This is a genomic window from Agrobacterium vacciniicorymbosi, assembly GCF_040427045.1.
Lineage (GTDB): Bacteria > Pseudomonadota > Alphaproteobacteria > Rhizobiales > Rhizobiaceae > Agrobacterium.
The window spans coordinates 42691-67299 of the sequence record NZ_JBETMF010000002.1 but is presented as its reverse complement, the minus strand read 5'-3'; the positions used below and the strand labels follow the sequence as shown (position 1 = coordinate 67299).

The following is a 24609-nucleotide window of genomic DNA, read 5'->3' as shown; positions in this document are numbered from 1 at the left end:
ATGACGACGATTGCTCTGCCCGATGATCTGATCCAGCGTTTCGTGACCATCGTCGGTGAGAAAAATGCCGTGCGCGATCAGGCCGATCTGGCCCCGCATCTGGTGGAAAATCGCGGCCTCTATAAGGGTGCCTCGCCGTTACTGCTGAAGCCGGCCACGACGGAAGAGGTCGCAGCCATCATGAAGCTCGCTAGCGAAACCGGCACGGCCATCGTTCCGCAGACGGGTAACACCGGCCTTGTCGGCGGGCAGACGCCGCGCAGCGATGCCAGCGATGTCATTCTGTCTCTGGAGCGCATGAGCCGCGTGCGCGATATCGATCCCGTCGCCAATGTCATCGTCGTGGATGGCGGCTGCATTCTGGATACCGTCCATCAGGCTGCCGACAAGGTGGAGCGCATGTTTCCTCTGTCGCTGGGGTCGCAAGGCTCCTGCCGCATCGGCGGAAACCTTGCCACCAATGCAGGCGGCACCGCTGTTCTGGCATATGGCAATATGCGGCAACTGTGCCTCGGGCTTGAGGTCGTTCTGCCGACCGGAGAAATCTGGAACGGCCTTCGTCGTTTGAAGAAAGACAATACCGGCTATGATCTGCGTGATCTCTTCATCGGCTCGGAAGGCACGCTCGGTGTCATAACCGGCGCCGTGCTGAAACTCTTCCCGAAGCCTAAAGGCCATCAGGTCGCCTTTGCCGGTCTCAACTCGCCAGCAGATGCCCTCACCCTGTTCGATCGCGCTTCGACGCTGTGCGGTGCGGCGCTGACGGGCTTCGAACTGATGCCGCGCATCGGTATCGAGTTCACCGCAAAGCATATTCCCGGCGTGCGCGATCCCCTGGAAACGCCGCATCCATGGTATGCGCTCATCGACATCTCGACCTCAGACAAGGCTGAAACGGCGCAGACCATGATCGAAACCCTGCTGGAGCAGGGCTTTGAGGCTGGTATCGTGCAGGATGCGGTTATCGCCGCCTCCGAAGCGCAGCGTCAGGCACTGTGGCACATGCGCGAAAGCATGTCGGATGCGCAGAAGCCGGAAGGCGGCTCCATCAAGCATGATGTGTCCGTGCCAGTCTCGAAAATCCCCAACTTCATGGCCGAAGCCGAGGCTGGCGTGTTGCAGGCCATTCCCGGCGCGCGCATCTGCGCCTTCGGGCATCTGGGCGATGGCAATATCCATTACAACATTTCCCAGCCTGTTGGTGCCGACAAGGCCGAGTTCATCGCCCGCTGGCGCGAGATCAACCACATCGTCCATGGCATCGTGCTTTCCCATGGCGGTTCGATATCCGCCGAACACGGCATCGGTCAGTTAAAACGTGACGAGCTTGCCGATATCCGCCCCGGTATCGAAATGGACCTGATGCGCCGAATCAAGACAGCCTTCGACCCGGCGGGCGTTATGAACCCCGGCAAGGTTGTTAAAATATAGGACTTAACACCAAAACCGTCATACCGGGCTCGACCCGGTATCCCGCGCGATCAAGTCTTTGATCGCAAAAGACTCTTCCGCCTCGCAGACCTTGTGCTGCATCATATTGGCTCAAAGGCCGGTATCACGGAAGAGATTGAGCGCCGCTGCGCATCCGATCACAAATTCCCCGCTGACCACCTAATCCCCGCTCATTTTTGGCTTTCAGCTTTTTGGCAATTGTCGAAACCGACTTCCCCTGCGCAACGTAGTTCAAACGCAGGGGTTGCGCGGCAGCAATGCCGTGCACCGCAAGCAAACAGGGTGACGGGGATGGGCAATATTGCTGTGCGCGCTGGCTCAAAGGCCTGCGTATCAATTCAGGAATTCGAAACCCTATCAGGCTGTGTTTTGCTAACCATTTGGGAATGCAAAGTTTTCTTAACCTCGATTTTTAAGCTGTCTCGAAGATGCCGCCGCTATCTTCTCCCTATCAGAGGACGAAAAGTCCCGGACGAGACCATGAAACGGCTCTCAGGTAAAACAAGGATAGCATGATATGACCAACACTGTTCTGAAGCCCGAATGGGCAGGCGCTACTCTCCGGTTAGACCCAACGCGGTTTCCGCAGCAGCTCACCTACGGTAAGGACAAGGGTTCAGCCGATGTCGCTATCACGCTCGACGAGCGCGGCGCAGTCCTTCGCAAGGTTTTGAATTCCAGCGGCCTTCCGCTTTCCTTCGCGCTTCCGGCACGCGCCTTCAAGGGTGTTGCCGCCCGCGCCATCGACCATGGTGACGGACAGGTCACCGTGACGCTCGAACTTCACCATGACGATCCAGATCTCTGCATTCCGCTGCTGGTGGCGCACGACCTGTGCGACATCGCTGCCGATTGGCGCAGCTGGTCGGAAAAGTATCGCATTCCCATGCTGATGGTCGAAGCCGATGGCGTTGCCCGTCCGCTGGAAGATCACCTCGGCAATATCCGCACCGAGAACACCCGCCCCCGTCGTCGCCATTCCTATTTCGCAGACCGCCGCCCGCGCTTCCTCGTGCGCCGCAGCACCGGTTCGCTGGGCATGACCATGCGCATTCAGGGCAAGGAAATCATCGCCCGCAGCTGATCCACCATGCTGCGGATAAAAGAAAAACCCGGCGCGTTGAAAGACGCAGCCGGGTTTTTTCGTATCAGCCAATCACCAGCGGCAAAAGCAGACCGGCGAAAATCAGGAGACCAACGCGGTTGTTGGATTTGAACAGCGCCAGGCATTGTTCGACATTGTTGATATCCAGCACCTTAACCTGGCGGAACAGCAGGAAGGCGGAAACGAGGAGGCCGAGATAGCCGATCCAGTTAACACCCGCCGTCAGGAACGCCAGAAAGATGAAGACCAAGGCTGTACCATAAAGACCGATCAGCCAGCCATGTGTCCTATCTCCGAACAAAAGCGCAGTGGAACCGATGCCGGCAGCCGTGTCGTCCTCCCGGTCTTGATGGGCGTAGATTGTGTCATAACCGATCGTCCAGGCGATGGCGCCGACGTACAGCAGAACCGGCGAGATCGACAGCGACCCGAATTGACCCGCCCAGCCCATCAGCGCGCCCCAGGAAAAGGCCAGACCGAGGAAGAACTGCGGCCAGTTGGTGAAGCGCTTGGCGAAGGGATAGATCGCCACGAAGACCAGCGACGACAGGCCGACGAGAATGGCAAAACTGTTGAAGCACAACAGCACCGCAAGCCCGACCAGCGCCTGAATGATAATGAAAATCTTCGCCTGTTTGCGACTGACGCGTCCCGATGGCAAGGGACGCGAGCGGGTACGCGCCACCGCCATATCGATCTTGTGGTCCACCAGATCATTATAGGTGCAGCCCGCACCGCGCATGGCGACCGAACCGGCAAAAAACAGGAAGAGATGGAAGAGCAGCAGGCCCCAGGAGAAGGTGCCGAGATGCTGCGCCGCATTGGCCGCCATCGCTGCCGACCAGAAGCACGGCCACATCAGCAATTCCCAGCCGATGGGGCGGTCCCAGCGTGCCAGCTGCGCATAGGGCCAAAGGGTCCTCGGCAACATCCGATAGACCCAATTGTTGGATGGCGCGTCAGAAACGCGGCCGGAAAGATCGCTTTGGTCAACCATGCCAGCGTTCTACGCCTGGCATTTACGAAGCGTCAAGCAAAAGCGATCAGACGGCTCTCAGAGGCCAAAGCCGAACTTGTAGCTGGCCTGAACGCCAACCACGAACTGGTTTTTGGAGCCGCGCTCGCTGACCAGCGTGCTGTCGCCCGCATCACCCATCAAGCGACGATATTCGGCAAAGGAGCCGATCTCAGCCTTCTCGGTGACTTTCCAGTTGATGGCCGCACCGACACCTACCGAATGCAGGCCGCCATCCGGCGAATAGGGCGAAGGTGCACCGGCTGCAAACTGTGCGGAATCGACGCCGTAATAGCGTTCATTGTATTTCTTAGTGACCCATGTGGCGCGCGGGCCAGCCGAAATCTGAATATCCGGTGTCAGGTCGGTGAAGACATCTGCGGAAAGATCGGCCACGATACCCGTGTGGCTGCGAATGCCCTGGCGCGCTTCACCGCGAATGCGCAGCCAGTCGGTGGGATAAGCTTCGGCAAAACCGCCGACTTCCGCGCCCCATTTGATGGAGCGCATGCCGGTCAGATCACGGGAGTCGCCTGAGTCGCGCGACGGCACAAACCGGCCTGCAATACCCATGCTGATCGGGCCATTGTCGAGAAGGGCGACCGAGGCACTATCGTTCTGCGAGGTGAACCGGGCACCCTGCCCTGCACGACCGAGAGCGATAATGGGCGCGAAGCGGAATTCGTTCTTGTTATCACCCTGATATTTCGGTGCGGAAAAGCCTTTTCCACCCAGCTTCAAATACCAGTCGCCGGAAAACCAGCCATCAGCCGAGGCTTGGCCAGCGGCAAAAAGCGAAAACACACAGGCGGCAATCACCGTCTTTGAACTGACCATAACAAGACCCCGAAAAACGCAATACATTGGAGGTCTGTAGAATTAGAGAGATTCCGTTTCCATCCTGTTAACCAGCAGGGCGAAATCTGGACGCCTTTGCGGCTTTTTAAAAGCTCACCTTTTCCAACGGTGGTCTTGTCTTCTCGAATTCCAGCAACCGCGCCTCGTTCTTGGCAATATAGTCGCGGTTGTTAGGCACCACGTCTCCACGTTTGGCCAGCTGAATCTGGAAAATATGGAAGTTCTCATGCGTGAAGGCCATTTCTGACCCGGCCAGATAGAACTCCCACATGCGGAAGAAACGTTCGTCGTAAATGGCAACCGCCTCTGCCTTGTTCGCCACGAACCGTTCGCGCCATTTGCGCAGCGTGTGGGCGTAGTGCATCGGCAGGATTTCGATATCGCGCACCAGCAGGCCCGACTTTTCAACCGCTGGCAAAACCTCTGCCAGCGAGGGAATATAGCCGCCGGGGAAAATATATTTTTCGATGAAGGGATTGGTCGCCAGCGCCGGATAGGGCTGGCCGATGGAATGCATCAGCATCACGCCATTTTCATCCAGCAATTCCGCAGCCTTGCTGAAATATTCGCGGTAATGGGTTGGCCCGACATGTTCGAACATGCCAACCGAAACGATGCGGTCAAAAGGTTGCGCGGCAGACAGATAGCGGTAATCCTGCAATTCGAAACGCAGCTTATCCGCCAGCCCGCGTTTCTGCGCCCGGTCGCGTGAGACCCGCAACTGCTCTTCGCTCAGCGTAATACCTGTCACATCCACATCGGAGCTTTCGGCCAGATACATGGCCATACCGCCCCAGCCGGAGCCGATTTCGAGAATGCGCTGGCCTGGTTCCGGCATCAGCTTGGCCGCGATGTGCCGCTTCTTGGCGACCTGCGCTTCGTACAGGCTGATGCCCGGCGGGTTGAAATAGGCGCAGGAATATTGCCAGTCCTCGTCCAGAAACAGATCGAACAGCTTGGCACTGAGATCGTAATGGTGTGCGACATTGTCCTTGTTGTGATTGACCGGCAGATGCATCTTGATGCGGGCTGCAATGATGCGCGCCATGCCGCGCCAGATCATGCCGAAGGTCAGCGCTTCGCTCAGCGTGTTACTCTTGATCAGCGCCAGAAAGTCATAGATGTCGCCTTCAACGACAGCCATGCGCCCTTCCATATACATTTCGGCCAGTTTGAGCGCAGGATCGGCGGCAATCTCATCCATCGCCGCATCATCGGTAAAGTTGAGGCCGACCCGTTTTTCGGTGCCATCACCGTAAATCTGCAGCCCTCCCGGGCCGGTAACGACCAGATTGCCGGTCTTGACTATTTTTCCAAGCAGAGCATGCAAAGACGAGGCCATTTCACCCCCAATAAGCTAAGTCTCACTTATCAATTGAATGCTAAGCTACCGCTTTCATGCAAAGTTTCAAGCGGGGGTATTTTCAAAAAAATTGAATGATTTCAGATTGGTTTTTTGGGTTGTTTTGGGGTTGAAGGATGGAAAGGGTGGTGGGTGTGGCTTACCCCCCTCTGTCCTGCCGGACATCTCCCCCTCAAGGGGGGAGATCGCATCGTAGCCAACTTGCGCCCATCTTGAACGCTGCGGATGGAGTGAGCGTTCGCGTCTTGCTGATCTCCCCACCTGAGGGGGAGATGCCCGGCAGGGCAGAGGGGGGTAAGCCACACCCACTACCGTCTAAATCCGCGTCCCGCACACCCTGAAAGAAGGCGTTTCACCCCTCACCGTTTCTTCATCGCCTCAGCCAAAGCCGCCGCCAATGCACCGCCGGGTGGCGCCGTCTCAGTGCGTTGCTGCGGTTTGGCGTTGGCGTGGCGCATGGCGTTGGCATTGCCCTTTTCGCGCATCGGCTGCGGAGCAGCCTCCCCGCCATCCTTGCGCATGGTGAGCCCGATGCGCTTGCGCTTCACGTCCACTTCCACCACGCGAACTTTCACCACATCGCCAGCCTTCACCACTTCATGCGGGTCCTTGATGAAGCGGTCTGCCAGCTGCGAGACGTGGACGAGGCCGTCCTGATGCACGCCGATATCCACGAAAGCGCCGAAGGCGGCGACATTCGTCACCGTGCCTTCCAGCACCATGCCGGGTTTCAGGTCAGTGATTTCATCCACACCGTCGGCAAAAGTTGCAGTCTTGAAGCTCGGGCGCGGGTCGCGGCCCGGTTTTTCCAGTTCGGCGATGATGTCCTTGACGGTCGGCAAACCGAACTGCTCATCGATGAACTGCTTGGGATCAAGCGACTTCAACGCCGCGCTATCGCCCATCACCGAACGCAAGTCACGGCCACAGGCGGCGACAATCTTTTTCGCAACGCCGTAAGCTTCCGGGTGCACGGAGGACGAATCCAGCGGCTCCTTGCCATTGGGAATGCGCAGGAAGCCCGCGCATTGTTCGAAGGTGCGCTGTCCCAGACGCGGAACCTTCAGCAGCTCCTTGCGGCTAGCGAAGGGCCCTGTCTGGTCGCGGTGCAGAACGATGGCGTCGGCAATCGATGCGCCAAGGCCGGAAACGCGTGACAGAAGCGGGGCGGATGCTGTGTTGAGATCGACGCCGACAGCGTTCACCGCATCTTCCACGACAGCGTCCAGCGAGCGCGAGAGCTTGCCCTGATCGACATCGTGCTGGTACTGGCCGACGCCGATGGATTTCGGCTCGATCTTCACCAGCTCTGCCAAGGGGTCCTGCAGGCGGCGGGCGATGGAGACGGCACCGCGCAGCGACACATCCAGATTGGGAAATTCGGCAGCGGCACTGGCCGAGGCGGAATAGATCGAGGCACCGGCTTCCGACACGATGACCTTGGTGGGCTTTGCACCGGTCAATTGCCCCAGCATATCGGCCACCAGCCGTTCGGTCTCGCGGCTGCCAGTGCCGTTGCCAATGGAAATCAGTTCGACATTATGCTTGCGGATCAGGCTTGCGAGTTCCGCCTGCGTGCCGCGAATGTCGTTTTTAGGCGGGAATGGATAGACCGTGGTCGTTTCCAGCAGCTTGCCGGTGCCATCCACGATCGCCACTTTGACGCCAGTCCGGATGCCGGGATCAAGACCCATGGTGGCACGCGAACCGGCAGGGGCTGCCAGCAGCAGATCTTTCAAGTTGCGGGCAAAGACGTGGATCGCCTCTTCTTCCGCCCGCTCGCGCAATTCGCGCATCAGGTCGAGCGACAGCGACATGGAGAGCTTGACGCGCCATGTCCAACCCGCAACTTCCATCAGCCACGCATCCGCCGGACCAGCGCTGCGGATGTCGAAGGCGCTGGCGATGGTGCGCTGCGCCGGTTTGACGGGCGACGGGTCATCCGCATCGACATCGATGGTCAGCGTCAGCACTTCCTCGTTCCAGCCGCGCAGCATCGCCAAGGCGCGGTGGCCCGGCACCGTCGCCCATTTTTCGGAATGGTCGAAATAGTCGGAAAACTTCTCGCCCGTCGCCTGCTTGCCGTCCACGACCTTGGCGCGGAAGGTGGCGTTGTGGCGCATGTAATCACGCAGCCGCTTCAACAGATCGGCATTCTCAGTCATGGTTTCGGCCACGATGTCGCGCGCGCCCTCAAGCGCCGCCTTCACATCCGCCACTTCACCCTGAACATAAGCCTGCGCCAGCTTGGCCGGATCGGCTGCGCGATCATCCCAGATGGCCTGCGCCAGCGGTCCGAGCCCGCGCTCGCGGGCAATCTCGGCGCGGGTGCGGCGCTTGGGCTTGTAGGGAAGGTAAAGGTCTTCGAGTTCCGCCTTCGTGGTGGCCGAGACGATCTTGACCATCAGCTCATCGGTCATCTTGTCCTGACCGGTGATGGCATCGACAATGGAGGCGCGCCGGGCGTTGAGTTCTCGCAAATAGGACAGCCGTTCCGCCAGCGTACGAAGCTGGGTATCATCCAGCCCGCCGGTCACTTCCTTACGGTAGCGGGCAATGAAGGGCACGGTCGCCCCCTCGTCCAGCAGCGCAATCGCCGCCTTGACCTGTTCGGCGCGGGCATTGATCTCGGAAGCGATTGTCGGGGCGATGCGGGCATTATCTGCGGACATATGGTTCTCTGAACTGTTTTAAAAATCTGCCCGAACATAGATGCTGATTATGGCATGACAACAAGAAGCCTCCGCGATTCCACAGAAAAGCATGGGTTGCGCTTGACCTTTCAGCCCTTGGCCCTTAACGCCCCAGCATCACGAGAAAACGCGAGATGACAGGGGTGTCGACCATGAATGTTCTGTTGATCGGTTCCGGCGGACGCGAACATGCGCTGGCATGGAAAATCGCCCAGTCTCCCCGCCTCACACAGCTTTTTGCCGCCCCCGGCAATCCCGGCATTGCCGAACACGCCACTCTGGTCACGCTTGATGTCGAAGACCACGCCGCCGTCATCGCATTTTGCAACGAAAACGCCATCGACTTCGTGGTCGTCGGCCCGGAAGCACCGCTGGTCGCCGGACTTGCGGATGATCTACGCGCCGCTGGCATAGCCACCTTCGGCCCTTCCAAGGCCGCAGCACAGCTTGAGGGTTCCAAGGGCTTCACCAAGGATCTCTGCGCCCGTTATGACATCCCAACCGGCGCCTACCAGCGCTTCAAGGCTGCCGAACCGGCCAAGGCCTATGTGCGCGAACAGGGCGCACCCATTGTCATCAAGGCCGACGGTCTGGCAGCGGGCAAAGGCGTGACGGTTGCGATGACGGAAGCCGAGGCGCTTGCTGCCATTGATGATTGCTTTGACGGCGCGTTTGGCGCCGCCGGTGCGGAAGTCGTCGTGGAGGCCTTCTTGGATGGCGAGGAAGCGAGCTTCTTCTGCCTTTCAGATGGCAAGACCGCTCTGGCGCTGGCCACCGCGCAGGACCACAAGCGTGTGGGCGATGGCGATACCGGCCCCAACACGGGTGGCATGGGCGCTTACTCCCCCGCCCCGGTCATGACACCCGAAATGGTCGAGCGGACGATGAAGGAGATCATCGAGCCGACGATCAAAGGCATGGCGAAGGATGGCAACCCGTTTTCCGGTGTCTTCTTCGCAGGCCTGATGATCACCGCCAAAGGCCCGGAACTGATCGAATACAATGTCCGTTTCGGAGACCCGGAATGCCAGGTGCTGATGATGCGCCTGAAGAGCGACCTGCTGCCCATCCTCTATGCCACGGCCACCGGCACGCTGGATCAGGTGACCGCAGAATGGCGCGACGATGCGGCGCTGACCGTGGTTCTCGCCTCCAAGGGCTACCCAGCGTCTTACGACAAGAACACGCCGATTGCCCACGTTCCGGATGCACGCGAAGACGCCAAGGTGTTTCATGCCGGCACGGCGCTGAAGGATGGCCAGTTGGTTGCCACCGGCGGTCGCGTTTTGAACGTGACGGCCTTCGGCAAGACCGTAACGGAAGCCCAAGCCCGTGCCTATGCCCTCGCCAAAGAGGTAAAATGGGACAATGGTTTCAGCCGCAGCGACATTGGCTGGCAGGCCGTCGCTCGCGAAAAACAAGATCGATAGCACCGGATTTCGTTCAATATTTACCAAAATTCCTGACCCTATGGAAAGGAAGTTCCGGTAAAATCTCACCCGTCAAAGCAGCAGAATGGCTGCGAGAAACGGGGGTTTTTATGCGCAAGATTTTGCTGACAGTGACAATCGTGCTGGCAAGCAGCTCTGCCATGGCTTCCTCCATCGAAATCATTCGTGGAAACCGCGCTACAAACCACAGCGTCATTTCCGTTCAATGCGAAGCCTGCCCACCGGCCAAGATCAAGCCACGCGCAGAAGTTGTACCCACACTGGCACCCGGCACGCAGGATATTTCTATTCGTGATGTCGATGGCAAGAAGCAGATCGTGCGCCGGGAAGCCTGGCTTGGCGGTTCGCCCGTGACCTATGTCAGCAACAATCCCGCATGGCTTCCATCCGAAGATGCCAATGCCGTGGCCGCCGAACAGCCAACGACCATCGATGCGCTGGTCAAGACTTCCGCCGTGGAAAACGTCATCAACAATGAGGCCGTCATTCCCGTGGCCGCAGACACGACCACGCCATTATCGCTGGATGGCCTGACTTTGCGCCAGTCTCAGCAATAAATGCGAAAGCAACCATCCAGAGTCACTTTCGAATATTATCGGCAACTAACGATGGAAGAAATTTGTCATATTTCTGACAAAACGCAAATTATTTTCTCCAGACCCTTCGTTGTCGGGTAAAACTTAAATATTTATTCAAATTTCTAAAGCTTCATCTGTCGCAGATGGTGCGATGATATGCACCTGTATTGCGCATAAGGCGCTTATTCCCAGAAGATTTCAAAATCGTCCTGCTGCACCCTTGCAGCGGCGCTGTAGCCCTGTGAGCTCTTATGAAAAATTTGCCGATTTCCCGACAATTGATCCTGCTTGTGGTGGCGCTGATGGCGGCATTTACCCTTGCGACCTACTTCCAGATCAGATCGTCCGTCAACGCCATTTACGAAGAGCGCTATGGAATGCTGCGCACGCAGGTGCAGTCCTCCATCTCCATCCTGCAATCCTTCTACGACAAGGAAAAGGCTGGCACGCTGACCCGCGAGCAGGCCATGGCACAGGCCTTCGCCATCGTCACCGCCATGAAATACACGCCTGACGGCTACATGTTCGGCTATGATTACGATGTGAAGATGCTGTTTCACCCGGAAGCAAAGCGCGTGGGGCAAAGCTACAAGGGCAAACCGGACAGCCAGGGCTTCAACTACCGTGACGAGCTTGTTCGTCTGGGCCGCGCGGGTGGCGGCGAAACCAGCTTCTATGGTCCCAAGCCCGGCGCGGAAGGCGACAATTTTCTGAAAAGCTCCTATGCCATGGCCTTCGACCCATGGCAGGTCGTGGTCGTGACAGGCGTTTACGTCGATGACCTTCAGGCACAGGTTCGCTCCACCATCATCAACGCCATCTCGGTTGGTGTCGGCGTGTTTCTGCTGGGCCTTGCCGCTGCCTGGGTGGTCATTCGCGGCATTTCCAGACCGCTTGATGACCTGCACAATGCGCTGGGCGAAGTTGCCAACGAAAATGTCGATCTGGCCATTCCTCATACCGGCATGAAGAACGAAATCGGCCTGATGGCCAAGGCAACCCAAGCACTGCAACAGAAGGTGCGCGAGCGCCACATGATGCAGCAGCGTCAGGAAGAGCAGCAATTGCAGCTGGACAGTGAGCGCCAGACCAATCTCGACATGCAGCGCGACGAAGCAGCCCTTCAGGCCCGCGTCGTTGCCACCATCGGCTCTGCGCTAGAACAGCTGGCGCAGGGCGACCTGACGGTTCGCTGCCACGATCTGGGCTCCCGCTACGCCGACCTGCGCGACAATTTCAACGAAGCGCTCTCGCAGCTGGATGCGGCCATGGCCAAGGTCAACGCCAAGAGCATCGATATTGGCGGCTCCAAGGATGAAATCCGCAAGGCCTCCAACGAGCTTTCGCAGCGCACGGAGCGGCAGGCTGCAAGCCTAGAAGAAACCTCGGCGGCGCTGGACGAGCTGACGGTGGCCGTGCGCCAGACCGCAGATGGCGCATCGGAAGCTTCAAAGCGCGTAACCTCGATCAGCACAGACGCGAACCGCAGCGACCAGATCGTGGAAGAAGCCATCGGCGCCATGAGCGGCATCGAACAATCCGCCGAAGAAATCTCCAAGATCATCGGCGTTATCGATGACATCGCCTTCCAGACCAACCTTCTGGCTCTGAATGCGGGCGTGGAAGCCGCCCGTGCGGGCGAAGCAGGCAAGGGCTTTGCCGTCGTTGCCCAGGAAGTGCGCGAACTGGCCCAGAAATCCGCTGCTGCCGCCAAGGAAATCAAGACGCAGATCGCCCGCTCCTCGACGCAGGTCGAAAACGGCGTTCGTCTGGTGGGCGAGGCAGGCGATGCGCTGAAACGCATCTCCAACCAGATCAAATCTTCGAGCGAGATCGTCAGCAAGATCGCCCATTCGGCTGCCGAACAGGACAGCACGCTGCGCTCCATCTCGTCGTCGCTCAACCAGCTGGACGCCGCAACGCAACACAACGCTGCTATGGCCGAAGAAACCACCGCCTCTGCCGAAGCGCTGGCCGCCGACACGGAAGAACTGCTGAACCTCATCCGCACCTTCCGGGTTTCCAGCTCGCAGAATGGCAGCCTGCACGGCATGGCGCAGCAGATGCGGATGGCAAGCTGATCGCTTAGCGGGATATTTTTAAATGGACGCCGGGGCAACATCTCCGGCGTTTTTTTATGCGGGGTGCTGGGGCGGCCGAACTATGAAGCGCACCCCTATCTCCCGTCATACCGGCTTGACCCATTATTGTCCGGTTTGAAGTGCAGGACATTTGGGCGGAAACTTTTCAACGTCCGTCACCCCGCACTTGCTGCGGGGTCCAGCCGACGCGCGTCTGCGCGGCGAGAGAAGTTCTTTCAGCCCAAGGACTTGGGCTTACTGGATACCGGCTCAAGGCCGGTATGACGGAGAGACGGACGCACTACCAGTGGTCCCCAACCATTTTAATCCCTTCCCAAAATGCGGTCCTCACCCCCGTCGGGCCGCCTCGATCTTCGCCACATCGATCTTCTTCATCGTCATCATGGCCTCGAAAGCCCGCTTCGCCTCATCGCCACCCGCGGCTATTGCCTCCATCAGCACGCGCGGGGTGATCTGCCAGGAAACGCCCCACTTGTCCTTGCACCAGCCGCACTCGCTCTCCTGCCCGCCATTATCGACGATGGCGTTCCAGTAACGGTCGGTTTCTTCCTGATCTTCCGTTGAAATCTGGAAGGAAAAAGCTTCGGTGTGCTTGAACATAGGGCCGCCGTTCAGGCCGATACAGGCGACACCGGCGACGGTGAACTCCACGGTGAGCACGTTGCCCTCCTTTCCAGCAGGATAATCCCCCGGCGCGCGATGCACGGCCGTCACCGCGCTATCTGGAAACACCTGCGCATAAAAGCGGGCAGCGGCTTCGGCATCCTTGTCATACCAGACGCAAATCGTATTCTTGGCCATCGTGCATTCCTCCCTGAATTTTATATGGCAGGCGGATTATGCAGCAGAAACGGCGACGTTCCTAGTCAGATGGCTCAGAGCCCTCTATCGCTGCGACAAGCGCTTCGATGTCCCTGTCCGAAAAAACAGCGATGCCCGCCTGCTGAAACAATGCAGCGGTGACACCATTGCCCGCATGTTTACGTCCTGAAAAAGAGCCGTCATATACCGCGACCGACCCGCAGGACGGACTGCCATCGATTAGCAACGCATAGTTGCAGCCATTGTCCTTGGCGAAAGCCAGCGCCTTTTCCGCTCCCGCAATGAACTGCGCCGTCACATCACCGCCGGTGATTTCCAGAACCCGGGCGCGACCCTCCAGCACATCGAGCCCGGAAGCCCCATTCTCGATTTCCGCAGGCGGACGCGGCACCGGCATGCCACCCGCCATCTCCGGACAGATCGTCACCAATCTGCCCTCTTGTCTCCAGCGGTCGATGGCAGGATGAGACAACGGCTTGCCCTTGCCGTCGTAACGGACGGCGTGGCCGAGGAGGCAGGCGCTGATGAGGATTTTAGAGGGCTGGTCGTTAAATGTTTTCATGCGCGGCTAGCCGCCTCTGCCCTGCCCGGCATCTCACCCACAGGTGGGGAGATCGACTCGCGGATGGCGTTCGACCATATTGCACGTTGCGAACGCGTTTCGTGGTGTCGGTGCGGATGAACCGCAGAGCGTCCGCCCAGCCAATCTCCCTCCTTGTGGGGGAGATGTCCGGCAGGACAGAGGGGGGTGAGCCACACACACGCACAACGCCCCCTTATGCACCTCATCCACTGATCTTCGAGAAGTCCGCAACCGTCCCCGTCGCTTCGCGGATGGCCTTGAGCAGAGCCAGACGGTTGGCGCGGATGGCGTTGTCTTCGTCGTTGACTAGGACGTCTTCGAAGAACTTATCGACCGGCGCACGAAGCGTCGAGAGCGCCTGCATGGCGGAGCGGAAGTCTTCCGCCTCAACCGCCTTGGCGGCATCGGCAGAAGCGGTCTTGATGGCGGCGTAGAGCGCCTTTTCGGCGTCGAGCTTCAACAGCTCTTCCGAAACGCTGTCGGCCACCACGGTGCCCTTCTTTTCTTCCGCAGCCAAAAGCTGGGTGGCGCGCTTGGTGCCGGCGAGAAGGTTGATGCCATCCTGATCAGTCACGAAAGCTGTTAGCGCTTCAACACGGCGAGCGACCATGAGGAGATCGTCGGACTCGGGCGTGAGTACGGCTTCGATGAGATCGTAGCGGGCGCCGAGATCGCGGAGGTAGACTTTCAGGCGATCGTGGAAGAAGGACAGGAGGTCGAAAGCAAGTCCACCGGCTTTTTTCTGCAACTCTGTTTTCGGAAAGGTTGAAAAATCCGGAACGTCTCCCAAATCAAGAGAAGCCAAAACGTCAGTGTCAAAAGAACTCTTCTTAGCGGAGTGATCAAACTCTAGATCATAAGCTTCCTCTTTAGAGGTTCCGCTCTGAAGCTCAGCAAAGAACTTTTGGTAATTAAGGCCTTGTGAACTCATGAGTGTGAGTAAGGGCAACCGAACATTGCGCTCCAAAATCATCCGCACCACACCCAACGCAGCACGACGCAGCGCAAACGGGTCCTTCGAACCAGTCGGCTTTTCATCGATGGCCCAGAAGCCGACCAATGTGTCGAGCTTATCGGCTAGAGCCACGGTTAGACCGACCTTGTCTTGCGGCAGACGGTCGGACGGGCCATTTGGCTTCCAGTGGTCTTCGATGGCGGCAGCGACGCTTTCGTTTTCGCCCTGAAGCGCTGCGTATTTGCGGCCCATCAGGCCCTGCAGTTCGGGGAATTCGCCGACGGCTTCGGTGCGCAGGTCGGCCTTGGCCAGAACCACGGCGCGGTCTACCAGATCAGCATCGGCACCGATAACGGGCGCTAGCTGCTTGGCCAGTTCACGAATGCGGGCGACGCGTTCGCCCTGCGTGCCGAGCTTGGCGTGGAAAGTCACGTTCAGCGCGTCGAGCTTGGCCATGCGCTGGTCCAGCGGCTTTTTCAGGTCGAGGTCGAATTTCGCGGCGGAATCTTTCAGCGTTTCCAGATCAGGCAGATCGCCCTGGTCGCGGGTCCAGAAATGCTTGGCGTCCGACAGGCGGGCACGCACGACCTTTCCGTTGCCGTGAATGATTTCCTTGCCGCCATCCTTGGCTTCAATGTTGGAAACCAGAATGAAGCGATTGGACAGGCCTTCGGTCGCTCCCTGAGGGCGGGTGACGAAACACTTCTGGTTGGTCTTGATCGTCAGTCGGATGATCTCGGCTGGGATTTCGAGGTAATCTTCCTCAAACGTGCCAATCAGCACCTGCGGCCATTCCACGAGGCCGCAGACCTCTTCCAGCAGGCCTTCGTCTTCCACAAGGTCGAGGCCGTTGGCGAAAGCCAAGTCCTTGGCATCGTGCAGAATGATGTCCTTGCGGCGCTCCGCATCCAGAATGACCTTCGCCTTTTCGAGGCTCGACACATAGTCCTCGAACCGGCGCACGGTGATGGCTTCTGGCGCGTGGAAACGGTGGCCATAGGTCACGTTGCCAGCCACGATGCCATCGATCTCGAAGGGAATGACCTGCGTTTCGTCATGTTCGGGGCCGAACAGGCAGACGATGGATTGCAGCGGGCGCACCCAGCGAAGGCTCTCCGAACCCTTGCCCTCAATGCCGCCATAGCTCGAGCCCTTCGGCATGGAAGCCGGGCCGGAGCGCATGGATTTCGGCCAGGCAAAGCCCCTGATGATGCCGGGCATCACCTCGGCTATGATCTCTTCTGCTGCACGTCCGGGCTTGTTGACGATGGCGATATAGAAATCGCCCTTCTTCGGGTCGGACACGACCTGCGCCTGCGAAATATCGCTGAGGCCCGCGCCACGCAAAAAGCCCTCGATTGCCTTTTCATTGGCATCCGTGCGGGGGCCTTTCTTTTCTTCGCGCACATCGGCAGAGCGCGCATTCAGCCCGCGAATATCCAGCGTCAGGCGGCGCGGCGTCCAGTATTCCCGCGCGCCCTCATAGGTCAGCCCTCGTTCCACCAGCGCATCGGTGACAAGCTTCTTCAAATCGCCAGCCGCCTTGCGCTGCATACGGGCAGGGATTTCCTCGGAGCGAAGTTCGAGCAGAAGATCAGGCATATCTATTTTCCGGTGTCATGGATTTTCGTTGGCCTCTGCTAGCAAAATTTGAGGCGGATGCACAATGGTAATATCGGGCGCATCATCTTGGGCGCGCGTTGCGAAGGGCGCCTCACCCTCCGCCCTCATGCTGAGGTGGCGCGTAGCGCCCTCGAAGCATCCGCCGCACACTTTGTGGTCTCATCCCGCTACCCTCCCTTCGAGGCCCCTACGGGGCACCTCAGGATGAGGGTAGCTACCGTCGCATCCGCGCAAGGCAATCTCCCCACACACAGAAGCCTTGACCCGCAGCCCCTACCCATGGCACCTGTCCGCATCCAAAGTGCGCACGCACTTACTGACAACAATCGATGGCCGTGATGACTGCAATGACCGACGTTCCAGACCATATGAACCCGAAGCGTTCCTTTCAGGCGCTGATCCTGACGCTGCATAATTACTGGGCGGACAAGGGCTGTGCGGTGTTGCAGCCTTATGACATGGAAGTCGGCGCGGGTACGTTTCACCCGGCCACGACGCTGCGCGCGCTGGGGCCGAAGCCGTGGAAGGCTGCCTATGTGCAGCCGTCGCGCCGCCCGTCTGACGGTCGCTACGGTGAAAACCCGAACCGGTTGCAGCATTATTACCAGTATCAGGTCATTCTGAAGCCGAACCCTTCCAACTTGCAGGAACTCTATCTCGGCTCGCTGAAGGCCATCGGGCTTGATCCGCTTCTGCACGATGTCCGCTTCGTGGAAGACGATTGGGAGAGCCCGACGCTGGGTGCCTGGGGTCTGGGTTGGGAATGCTGGTGCGATGGCATGGAAGTGTCACAGTTTACCTATTTCCAGCAGGTCTGCGGCATCGAATGTTCGCCGGTTGCCGGTGAGTTGACCTATGGTCTGGAGCGGCTGGCCATGTATGTGCAGGGCGTGGACAATGTTTACGACCTGAACTTCAACGGTCGCGAAGGCGATGAGAAGATTTCCTATGGCGACGTTTTCCTGCAGGCAGAGCAGGAGTATTCGCGCCATAACTTCGAATATGCCGACACCGCCATGCTGCACCGCCACTTCATCGACGCCGAGAAAGAATGCAAGGCGCTGCTGGATGCCGGTGCGCCCGGCGATAACGCCAACCAGATGCTGCACAAATGCGTGTTTCCGGCCTATGACCAGTGCATCAAGGCGAGCCACGTTTTCAACCTTCTGGATGCGCGCGGCGTGATTTCCGTGACGGAGCGGCAGAGCTATATTTTGCGCGTTCGGACGCTGTCCAAGGCCTGCGGCGAGGCCTTCCTGATGACGGATGCAGGCGGTGCGAACTGGAATAAGGACGCAGCCTGACGCGTTGTTTTGACAGGCGATGACAGGACGGGCCGGAATGACTATCGTCCGGCCTGACCATAAGGTTTCATGAGGGGGACTGGGACATGTATATCGCACTGGCAATCATCGCGGCAATCGCCGTTTATGTCGTCTTCATCTATAACGGCCTCGTCACCGCGCGGCAGATGAAGGAAGAGGCATGGTCCGGCATCGACGTACAGTTGAAGCGCCGCGCCGATCTCATTCCCAACCTTATCGAAACCGTCAAAGGTTATGCGGCGCACGAGAAAAGCACCTTTGAAGAGGTGGTTGCCATGCGCAACCGCGCGCAGGCCGTGCCCGCTGGTGATGTCGAAGGGCGTGCGCAGGCGGAAGGGTTGCTCTCCCAGGCGCTGGGCAAGCTGTTTGCGCTTGCGGAAGCCTATCCCGACCTCAAGGCTAATCAGGGCTTTCTGGAATTGCAACAATCGCTGGAGACGCTCGAGGGTGAAATCCAGATGTCGCGGCGCTATTACAATGGTTCGGCACGCGACCTGAATGTGAAGGTGGAGAGCTTCCCCTCCAACCTCGTGGCACGCAATTTCGGCTTTACCAAAGCGCCGTTTTTCGAGATCACCAACGAGGCGGACCGCGCCGTTCCTTCCGTGAAATTCTGAGCCAAAGAACCGGCCCCCGGCTGGTTGAGAAACGATAAAGCCATGATCGAACTGACCATTACCCCGCCAAATCATCCGCTATCCGGCAAGGTGGAGCCGCCCGGTTCCAAATCCATCACCAACCGCGTGTTGTTGCTGGCGGGTCTTGCCAAGGGCCGGAGCACGCTGACAGGCGCGCTGAAAAGCGATGATACGCTCTATATGGCAGAGGCCCTTCGCGCTATGGGCGTGACGGTGACCGAACCGGATGCGACGAGCTTCGTGGTGGAGAGCAGCGGCGTGCTGAGCGCGCCCGACAAACCGCTTTTTCTCGGCAATGCGGGAACGGCGACACGGTTTCTGACGTCGGCGGTGGCCTCTGTGGATGGCACGGTTGTTGTCGATGGCGATGAGCATATGCGCAAACGGCCAATCCAGCCGCTGGTGGAGGCGCTGAACGCGCTCGGCATCGAGGCGGAAGCGGCAACGGGCTGCCCACCGGTAACGGTAAAAGGCAACGGTGAGGGCTTTGCAAAGGACAGCGTCACCATCGACGCCAATCTTTCCAGCCAGTATGTGTCTGCGCTGCTGATGGCAGCACCCTGCGGTGCAAAGCCGCTGGATATCATCCTGGCGGGTGAAGACATTGGCGCCAAGGGCTATATCGACCTCACAGTTTCGGCCATGGAAGCCTTCGGGGCCAAGGTGGAGCGAGTGAACAACGCCATCTGGCGCGTGCACCCGACGGGCTACAAGGCCACCGACTTCCACATAGAACCGGACGCCTCTGCCGCCACCTATCTCTGGGGTGCGGAGCTGCTGACCGGCGGCAAGATCGATATCGGCACGCCTGCGGATGCCTTCACCCAGCCGGATGCCAAGGCCTATGCCGTGATGGCGCAATTTCCCAACCTGCCCGCTGAAATCGATGGCAGCCAGATGCAGGACGCCATTCCAACGATTGCCGTGCTGGCCGCCTACAACACCACGCCGGTGCGCTTCGTTGGCATTGCCAATCTGCGGGTTAAGGAGTGCGACCGCATCAGGGCGCTGTCGCTCGGCCTCAACGGCATCCGCGAAGGACTGGCGGAAGAAGATGGCGACGATCTGATCGTGCATGCCGACCCAGCGCTCGCAGGGCAGACGGTGTCGGCTTCCATCGACACGTTCCACGACCACCGTATTGCTATGAGCTTTGCGCTGGCGGGCCTGAAGACCGGCGGCATTGCCATTCAGAACCCCGCTTGCGTCGGCAAGACCTATCCCGGTTACTGGAAGGCCTTGGCCTCGCTGGGTGTTAACTACAGCGAAACCGGACAGGACTGAAACGTCAGAGAGGGCCGCCCGTGAAGACCATTGTTGCCAGATTTCTCGCAGTTTTCGTCTTCATACTTGCGGCCCTGCCCGCTGCGGCTGAGGAGTTCATCAGCTCCTATCATTCAGTCGTGGACGTTGCCAGAAGCGGTGAACTGACGGTCACCGAGACCATCACGGCGCGGTCCGAAGGCAACCAGATCAAGCGCGGCATTTTTCGCGACTTTCCGCTTTATGCGCTAGACAAGAACGGCAACCGCACAAAGGTCGGCTTCAAGGTTCTGTCGGTAGAGCGGGATGGCTCACCGGAGGACTGGCGCACCGAAAGCATCGATGGCGGCATCCGCATCTATACCGGCAATGCAGACCGGTTCCTGCCCACCGGCGATCACGTCTTCCAGATCACCTACACCACCGACCGGCAAATCCGCTATTTCGATGGTTATGACGAGTTGACCTGGAACGTGACCGGCAATGGCTGGCAGTTTCCCATGCGCGATATCTCCGCCACCATTTCCCTCCCGCAAGGTGTGAAGCCGACAGACACCGCCGTTTTCACCGGACCTCTCGGTGCGAAGGGGAAAGACGCGCGCATGATGACGGAGGGCAACGAAGTCTTCTTCGCCTCGACGCGCCCCTTCTATCAGGGCGAAGGCATAACGGTTGCGGTGAAACTGCCGAAGGGTACCATCGACCCGCCGACAGCGGCGCAAGAGCGAAGCTGGTGGTTTCGCGACCATCTGGGTCTGCTGATTTCCGGCATCGGCCTGCTCATCGTCCTTGCCTATTACTACAATGCGTGGGCATCGGTTGGCCGGGACCCCGCTGAAGGTCTTATCGTGCCGCGCTGGGACCCGCCGGAGGGCGTTTCGCCAGCGCTGGTCAACTATATCGACAACAGAGGCTTCTCCGGCGCAGGCTGGACGGCGATTTCCGCCACGGCTCTCGATCTGGCCGTCAATGGTTATGTCGTGCTGGAGGACTTGAAAAATTCCATCGTCATCCGCCGCACCGACAGAAAGATCGAGGACAGCCTGCCCGTGGGCCAGCGGATGCTGCTCTCCTCCATCGGCGCTCCGGGCGACAGCCTGACCATCGACAACGCGAATGGTGTGAAGGTTCAGAAGGCGGGCGATGCCTTTCGCGCAGCCATCGAAAAAGAACATCGCGGCAAATATTATCGTAGCAATTTCGGCTATATCGTTGGCGGTCTGATGATGAGCATCACCATCATCATGGCGACGCTGATTACCGGCAATTTCGATGAGAACGAGATTGGCGGCATCATTACACTGGTGATAACGGCTGTCTTTTTTGCCATCGGCGCGACGACCTTCGGCAAGATGCGCAGGAGCGGCAAATCCCTGCTGTCGCGCATCGGCAGTATTTTCTTCATGGCGGTTGCGGGGTTTGTAGGATTCAGCGTGATTGCTGGATTAATGGCGACGCTGTTTCTCGACCATGCCCACGATAGCGGCTCGCTTGCCGTTGCCTCTATCGGACTGATCGTTCTCATCAACGTGCTATTCCTGTTCCTCATGGGCGCTCCCACACCGCTGGGCCGCAAGCTGATGGATGGCATTGAGGGGCTGCGCCTCTACCTCACCGTGGCCGAAAAAGACCGGATGAACATGCAGGGCGCACCTAACATGTCGCCACAGCATTTCGAGACGCTGTTGCCCTATGCCGTGGCGCTTGGCGTCGAGAAGCCCTGGAGCGCAACATTCGAGACATGGCTGGCGAGTGCTGCGGCAGGCGCTGCTGCTGCGGCCTATGCGCCGGGTTGGTATATGGGAGATTACCACAATTTCGGAGGCCGCATCGGCGGCTTCTCTTCCTCCATGGCCTCCACCATCGCCTCGACGATTCCGGCACCGGTCAGCTCGTCTTCATCGAGCTTTTCCGGTGGCGGCGGTTTTTCGGGGTCTGGCGGCGGTGGTGGCGGAGGGGGCGGTTGGTAAGGCCAGCCGCTGAGTCTTTTAGACCTCGTCTTCCTTTTTGACGCGATATTCACCCGTCTCAGGGTCTTTGATCAGCGTGCCGGTGGCACCGGTTTCGCGCTCTTTTTCCTGCCGTTTGGATTTGGCGGACAGTTTTTCAGCATCATTCACGAAACGCTTGTAAAGAATGATCGCCCCGAAAACGAGCAGGGCGATGGTTATCAATTGGGCCATCTATCGTTTGTCCATCAAAATCCGTAACGCGCCCACAATGCCTTTTCTTCCGCCACTTCCGCAAGCCCCGAGGCGGCGGATGCGGCAATCGACTGCGCATGGAGATCGACACCCGGCAGTTTCTTGCCGAAGAAATTGCGTGCGCCGCTGACCAGTTGAAGCTTGACCTTGTCGCCGTAACGGCGGCGCAGGACGTCGCGCATATCGCCCAGACCATCGATGAGGCCAAGGTCGAGGCCCCGCATGCCGGTCCAGAACAGGCCGGAGAAAATCGCCGGATCGTCCTTCAGCTTACCGCCGCGACGCAGCTTGACCATGTCGATGAAAACATTGTGGATTTCGAGCTGAAGCGATTTCAGATATTCGATATCGCCTTCCTTCTCAGGCTGGAAGGGATCGAGGATCGCCTTGTTCTGGCCTGCCGTGTAGACGCGTCTTTCGATGCCGATCTTCTTCAGCATTTCCGGGAAACCGAAGCCCCCGGAGACAACGCCGATGGAGCCGACGATGGAGGTTGGATCGGCAATGATCTCATCGCCCGCCAGCGCAATCATGTAACCACCGGATGCCGCCACATCTTCCACGAAGATAAGCACCTTCTTGTTCTTTTCCTCGGCCAGCTGGCGGATGCGGTTATAGATCATCCGCGACTGAACCGGCGAACCGCCGGGGGAGTTGAGTGTAATGGCAACGACGGGTGCTTCCTTCATGCCGAACGCCTTGTCCAGCAGCGGCGCGTAGGATGCGAGATTAAGTGCCGGACGAAACTGACTACCGCCCGCCATGATCGCCCCGTGCATGCGCACCACGGGAATGATCAGCTCCGTCTTGCGAAACCGCTTGGGCACCAGTCGCTTCAAAAATCCAGCCATGTCGTCCTCATCGTCATTCATTCGTGTGAACCGATGTGGGTATGGCCGAGGCAAAGACAATGGTGGGGGTGGTGATAATTTGGTGAGGGATGGTTGGGTGGGCCCTTGAACGACATCATGCCATCTGCCCGCAACCCTCGTCCTTCGAGGCTCCGGCTTCGCCTCCGCACCTCAGGATGAGGGGTGCTGCGTCGAGTCCGGCTCAGAGGAGACCTTCTTTCCGGCAGGCCCGGGGTGACGCTTGAGGGTTGCTGCGTTGCGTCTGACCTCGACTTCAGGCGATGCGTATTTACATAGGCTTCCACGGAGTTCGAGTGAAGGTTCCGCAACGTTAGCGGCCCTCACCCTGAGGTGCCCCGCAGGGGCCTCGAAGGGTGGGGGCTGCGGGCTATTTTGCTCCAAAGGGCAGAATACCCGTAGTTTTCAGTATTGAATCAATTGCGCAAGCAAAGCAAAATTCCCGTCATGGAAGTAACCGTTTATATCGTTCGTTGCTGCGATGGATCATATTACACCGGACTGGCGAAGCAGTCCGTCGAAGCCCGCGTTTGGGAGCACAACGCTGGTATCTATGATGGATATACATCCAAACGACGCCCGGTGGAGTTGGTGTTTACAGAGACATACGACCGCATAGTCGATGCCATCGAACGGGAACGCCAAATCAAGGGCTGGTCACGGCGCAAGAAGGAAGCGTTGATTGCGATGGCCTATGAGAGGCTGCCTGAGCTTTCGCGCAGGGGACCTGCGGTAGCAACGGAACCAGCATTGTAGAACATTGGCCGCCCCGATGGTTCGAGGCTCCGCCCTTTGGGCTGCGCGCCTCACCATGAGGGCGGAGAGACGTCGCGGCATCCGTCGGCCTCTGACCACCCGCAACCCTCGTCCTTCGAGGCCCCTGCGGGGCACCTCAGGATGAGGGTTGCTGCCTCTTGCTAGGCGTATTTGCGTCATTTCTCCCATACCCAACCCGCCCGTTACTCAAATCATCCACGACCTGCGCAAACGCATGACTTCCATCTTCATGCATCGTCAGCGGCGCGCGAAACGTCAACCTCGCGCGGGAGCCTTTGATGGCGGTAACGAGCATGCGGACGGCATCCTCGCCTGATCTCGGGTGGATCAGCGTAATTTCCAGACCGCCGAAGCGGCGGCCGCAGGCGGTGATGATGTCGGCGATGGATTGCGGGCGGGCGATGAGGGAGAGTTGGCCGCCGGGGATCAGGATGGCGGCGGCGGTTCTGAGCCAGTTCTCGAAGAGATCGTCCGTCATGGCGTGGGCGGTGGCTTTGAGCGCATCCGGGGTTTTGCGGTCGCCCGCGTCATTATAGGGCGGGTTCATGATGACGTGGTGAAAATGGTTGTCCAGCAGCCCCGCCTGCCTGCGGGCATCCGCACGCAGGGTGACATCCGCCTGTTTGACGTACATGCGGTCCGCAAAAGCTTTGTTGGCGGGAAGTTGCAGGCTGCGCTGCGCGAAATCGGCCATTTCAGGTGAAAACTCGAACAGCGTGACCTCAGCCTTTTCCAGGCGCGATGCCACCGCCATACCTGCAGCCCCCGCACCTGCTCCCAGATCGGCGATGCGGCAGGCGGTGTCGTCCACGACCAGAGATGCAAGCAGCATGGCATCCATGCCCGCCCGGTGGCCCCTGCCCTTCGGCTGCAATATCTCGAAGCGGCCGCGATGAAACGCATCGACGGTTTCGGAAACGGTTGAGGCCATAG

20 protein-coding genes are annotated in these 24609 nt (G+C 59.0%); 10 read left to right on the top strand and 10 right to left on the bottom strand.

What is annotated here, in order from left to right; translation table 11 throughout:
- A complete protein-coding gene (locus ABUK73_RS03470) occupies positions 1-1431 on the top strand; it encodes an FAD-binding oxidoreductase (protein WP_353576059.1) in 1431 nt (476 codons plus the stop codon).
- Between the two features lie 538 nt (positions 1432-1969).
- The gene (locus tag ABUK73_RS03465) at positions 1970-2536 is read left to right on the top strand and encodes a DUF6101 family protein (RefSeq protein ID WP_353576058.1); all 567 of its coding nucleotides are present in this window, start codon (positions 1970-1972) and stop codon (positions 2534-2536) included.
- Between the two features lie 64 nt (positions 2537-2600).
- On the opposite strand, the gene ubiA is transcribed toward ABUK73_RS03465, so the two are convergent.
- From ubiA to ABUK73_RS03445, 4 genes are all read right to left on the bottom strand, one after another.
- Positions 2601-3554: a 4-hydroxybenzoate octaprenyltransferase gene (gene ubiA / locus ABUK73_RS03460; protein WP_353576057.1), complete on the bottom strand. Its 954-nt coding sequence runs from the start codon at positions 3552-3554 to the stop codon at positions 2601-2603.
- A 57-nt stretch (positions 3555-3611) separates the two neighbouring features.
- Positions 3612-4409 carry a MipA/OmpV family protein gene (locus ABUK73_RS03455; RefSeq protein ID WP_353576056.1) on the bottom strand — a complete coding sequence of 266 codons (798 nt, stop codon included), beginning with the start codon at positions 4407-4409 and terminating at the stop codon, positions 3612-3614.
- A gap of 106 nt (positions 4410-4515) precedes the next feature.
- Positions 4516-5772 (bottom strand): cyclopropane-fatty-acyl-phospholipid synthase family protein, encoded by a 1257-nt coding sequence (locus tag ABUK73_RS03450; protein ID WP_353576055.1) that lies wholly within the window; start codon positions 5770-5772, stop codon positions 4516-4518.
- A 380-nt stretch (positions 5773-6152) separates the two neighbouring features.
- Positions 6153-8465, bottom strand: a complete 2313-nt coding sequence (locus tag ABUK73_RS03445; RefSeq protein WP_353576054.1) for a Tex family protein — start codon at positions 8463-8465, stop codon at positions 6153-6155.
- A 173-nt stretch (positions 8466-8638) separates the two neighbouring features.
- On the opposite strand from ABUK73_RS03445, the gene purD reads away from it, so the two are divergent.
- The 3 genes from purD to ABUK73_RS03430 all read left to right on the top strand — a co-directional run bounded on the left by purD (position 8639) and on the right by ABUK73_RS03430 (position 12596).
- A complete protein-coding gene (gene purD / locus ABUK73_RS03440) occupies positions 8639-9916 on the top strand; it encodes a phosphoribosylamine--glycine ligase (protein ID WP_353576053.1) in 1278 nt (425 codons plus the stop codon).
- A 110-nt stretch (positions 9917-10026) separates the two neighbouring features.
- Positions 10027-10494, top strand: coding sequence for a plant virulence effector HPE1-like domain-containing protein (locus ABUK73_RS03435; protein WP_353576052.1), 468 nt, complete (start codon positions 10027-10029; stop codon positions 10492-10494).
- 272 nt (positions 10495-10766) lie between these two features.
- Positions 10767-12596: a methyl-accepting chemotaxis protein gene (locus tag ABUK73_RS03430; protein ID WP_353576051.1), complete on the top strand. Its 1830-nt coding sequence runs from the start codon at positions 10767-10769 to the stop codon at positions 12594-12596.
- 348 nt (positions 12597-12944) lie between these two features.
- On the opposite strand, the gene ABUK73_RS03425 is transcribed toward ABUK73_RS03430, so the two are convergent.
- The 3 genes from ABUK73_RS03425 to glyS form a co-directional block, all read right to left on the bottom strand.
- Positions 12945-13418 (bottom strand): VOC family protein, encoded by a 474-nt coding sequence (locus tag ABUK73_RS03425; protein WP_353576050.1) that lies wholly within the window; start codon positions 13416-13418, stop codon positions 12945-12947.
- A 61-nt stretch (positions 13419-13479) separates the two neighbouring features.
- Positions 13480-14001, bottom strand: a complete 522-nt coding sequence (locus ABUK73_RS03420) for a DUF523 domain-containing protein (RefSeq protein ID WP_353576049.1) — start codon at positions 13999-14001, stop codon at positions 13480-13482.
- A 223-nt stretch (positions 14002-14224) separates the two neighbouring features.
- Entirely contained in the window at positions 14225-16579 is a 2355-nt protein-coding gene (gene glyS / locus ABUK73_RS03415; RefSeq protein WP_353576048.1) for a glycine--tRNA ligase subunit beta, read from the bottom strand.
- Between the two features lie 368 nt (positions 16580-16947).
- Here glyS and ABUK73_RS03410 point away from each other — a divergent pair, with 368 nt between their 5' ends.
- The 4 genes from ABUK73_RS03410 (at position 16948) to ABUK73_RS03395 (ending at position 21796) form a co-directional block, all read left to right on the top strand.
- Entirely contained in the window at positions 16948-17904 is a 957-nt protein-coding gene (locus ABUK73_RS03410; RefSeq protein ID WP_062450754.1) for a glycine--tRNA ligase subunit alpha, read from the top strand.
- Between the two features lie 86 nt (positions 17905-17990).
- Complete coding sequence (locus ABUK73_RS03405) at positions 17991-18542, top strand: LemA family protein (protein ID WP_353576047.1); 552 nt, start codon at positions 17991-17993, stop codon at positions 18540-18542.
- A 42-nt stretch (positions 18543-18584) separates the two neighbouring features.
- Complete coding sequence (gene aroA, locus ABUK73_RS03400; protein ID WP_353576046.1) at positions 18585-19847, top strand: 3-phosphoshikimate 1-carboxyvinyltransferase; 1263 nt, start codon at positions 18585-18587, stop codon at positions 19845-19847.
- A gap of 20 nt (positions 19848-19867) precedes the next feature.
- The gene (locus ABUK73_RS03395) at positions 19868-21796 is read left to right on the top strand and encodes a DUF2207 domain-containing protein (protein WP_353576045.1); all 1929 of its coding nucleotides are present in this window, start codon (positions 19868-19870) and stop codon (positions 21794-21796) included.
- Between the two features lie 18 nt (positions 21797-21814).
- On the opposite strand, the gene ABUK73_RS03390 is transcribed toward ABUK73_RS03395, so the two are convergent.
- The gene (locus ABUK73_RS03390; protein WP_113088687.1) at positions 21815-22009 is read right to left on the bottom strand and encodes a hypothetical protein; all 195 of its coding nucleotides are present in this window, start codon (positions 22007-22009) and stop codon (positions 21815-21817) included.
- A 14-nt stretch (positions 22010-22023) separates the two neighbouring features.
- On the bottom strand, positions 22024-22881 hold the full coding sequence (locus ABUK73_RS03385; RefSeq protein WP_353576044.1) for a S49 family peptidase: 858 nt from the start codon (positions 22879-22881) through the stop codon (positions 22024-22026).
- Between the two features lie 465 nt (positions 22882-23346).
- Here ABUK73_RS03385 and ABUK73_RS03380 point away from each other — a divergent pair, with 465 nt between their 5' ends.
- Positions 23347-23655 carry a GIY-YIG nuclease family protein gene (locus ABUK73_RS03380; protein WP_353576043.1) on the top strand — a complete coding sequence of 103 codons (309 nt, stop codon included), beginning with the start codon at positions 23347-23349 and terminating at the stop codon, positions 23653-23655.
- A gap of 136 nt (positions 23656-23791) precedes the next feature.
- Here ABUK73_RS03380 and ABUK73_RS03375 read toward each other — a convergent pair whose 3' ends face one another.
- Positions 23792-24607 (bottom strand): tRNA1(Val) (adenine(37)-N6)-methyltransferase, encoded by an 816-nt coding sequence (locus tag ABUK73_RS03375; protein ID WP_353576042.1) that lies wholly within the window; start codon positions 24605-24607, stop codon positions 23792-23794.
- Positions 24608-24609 lie beyond the last annotated feature (2 nt).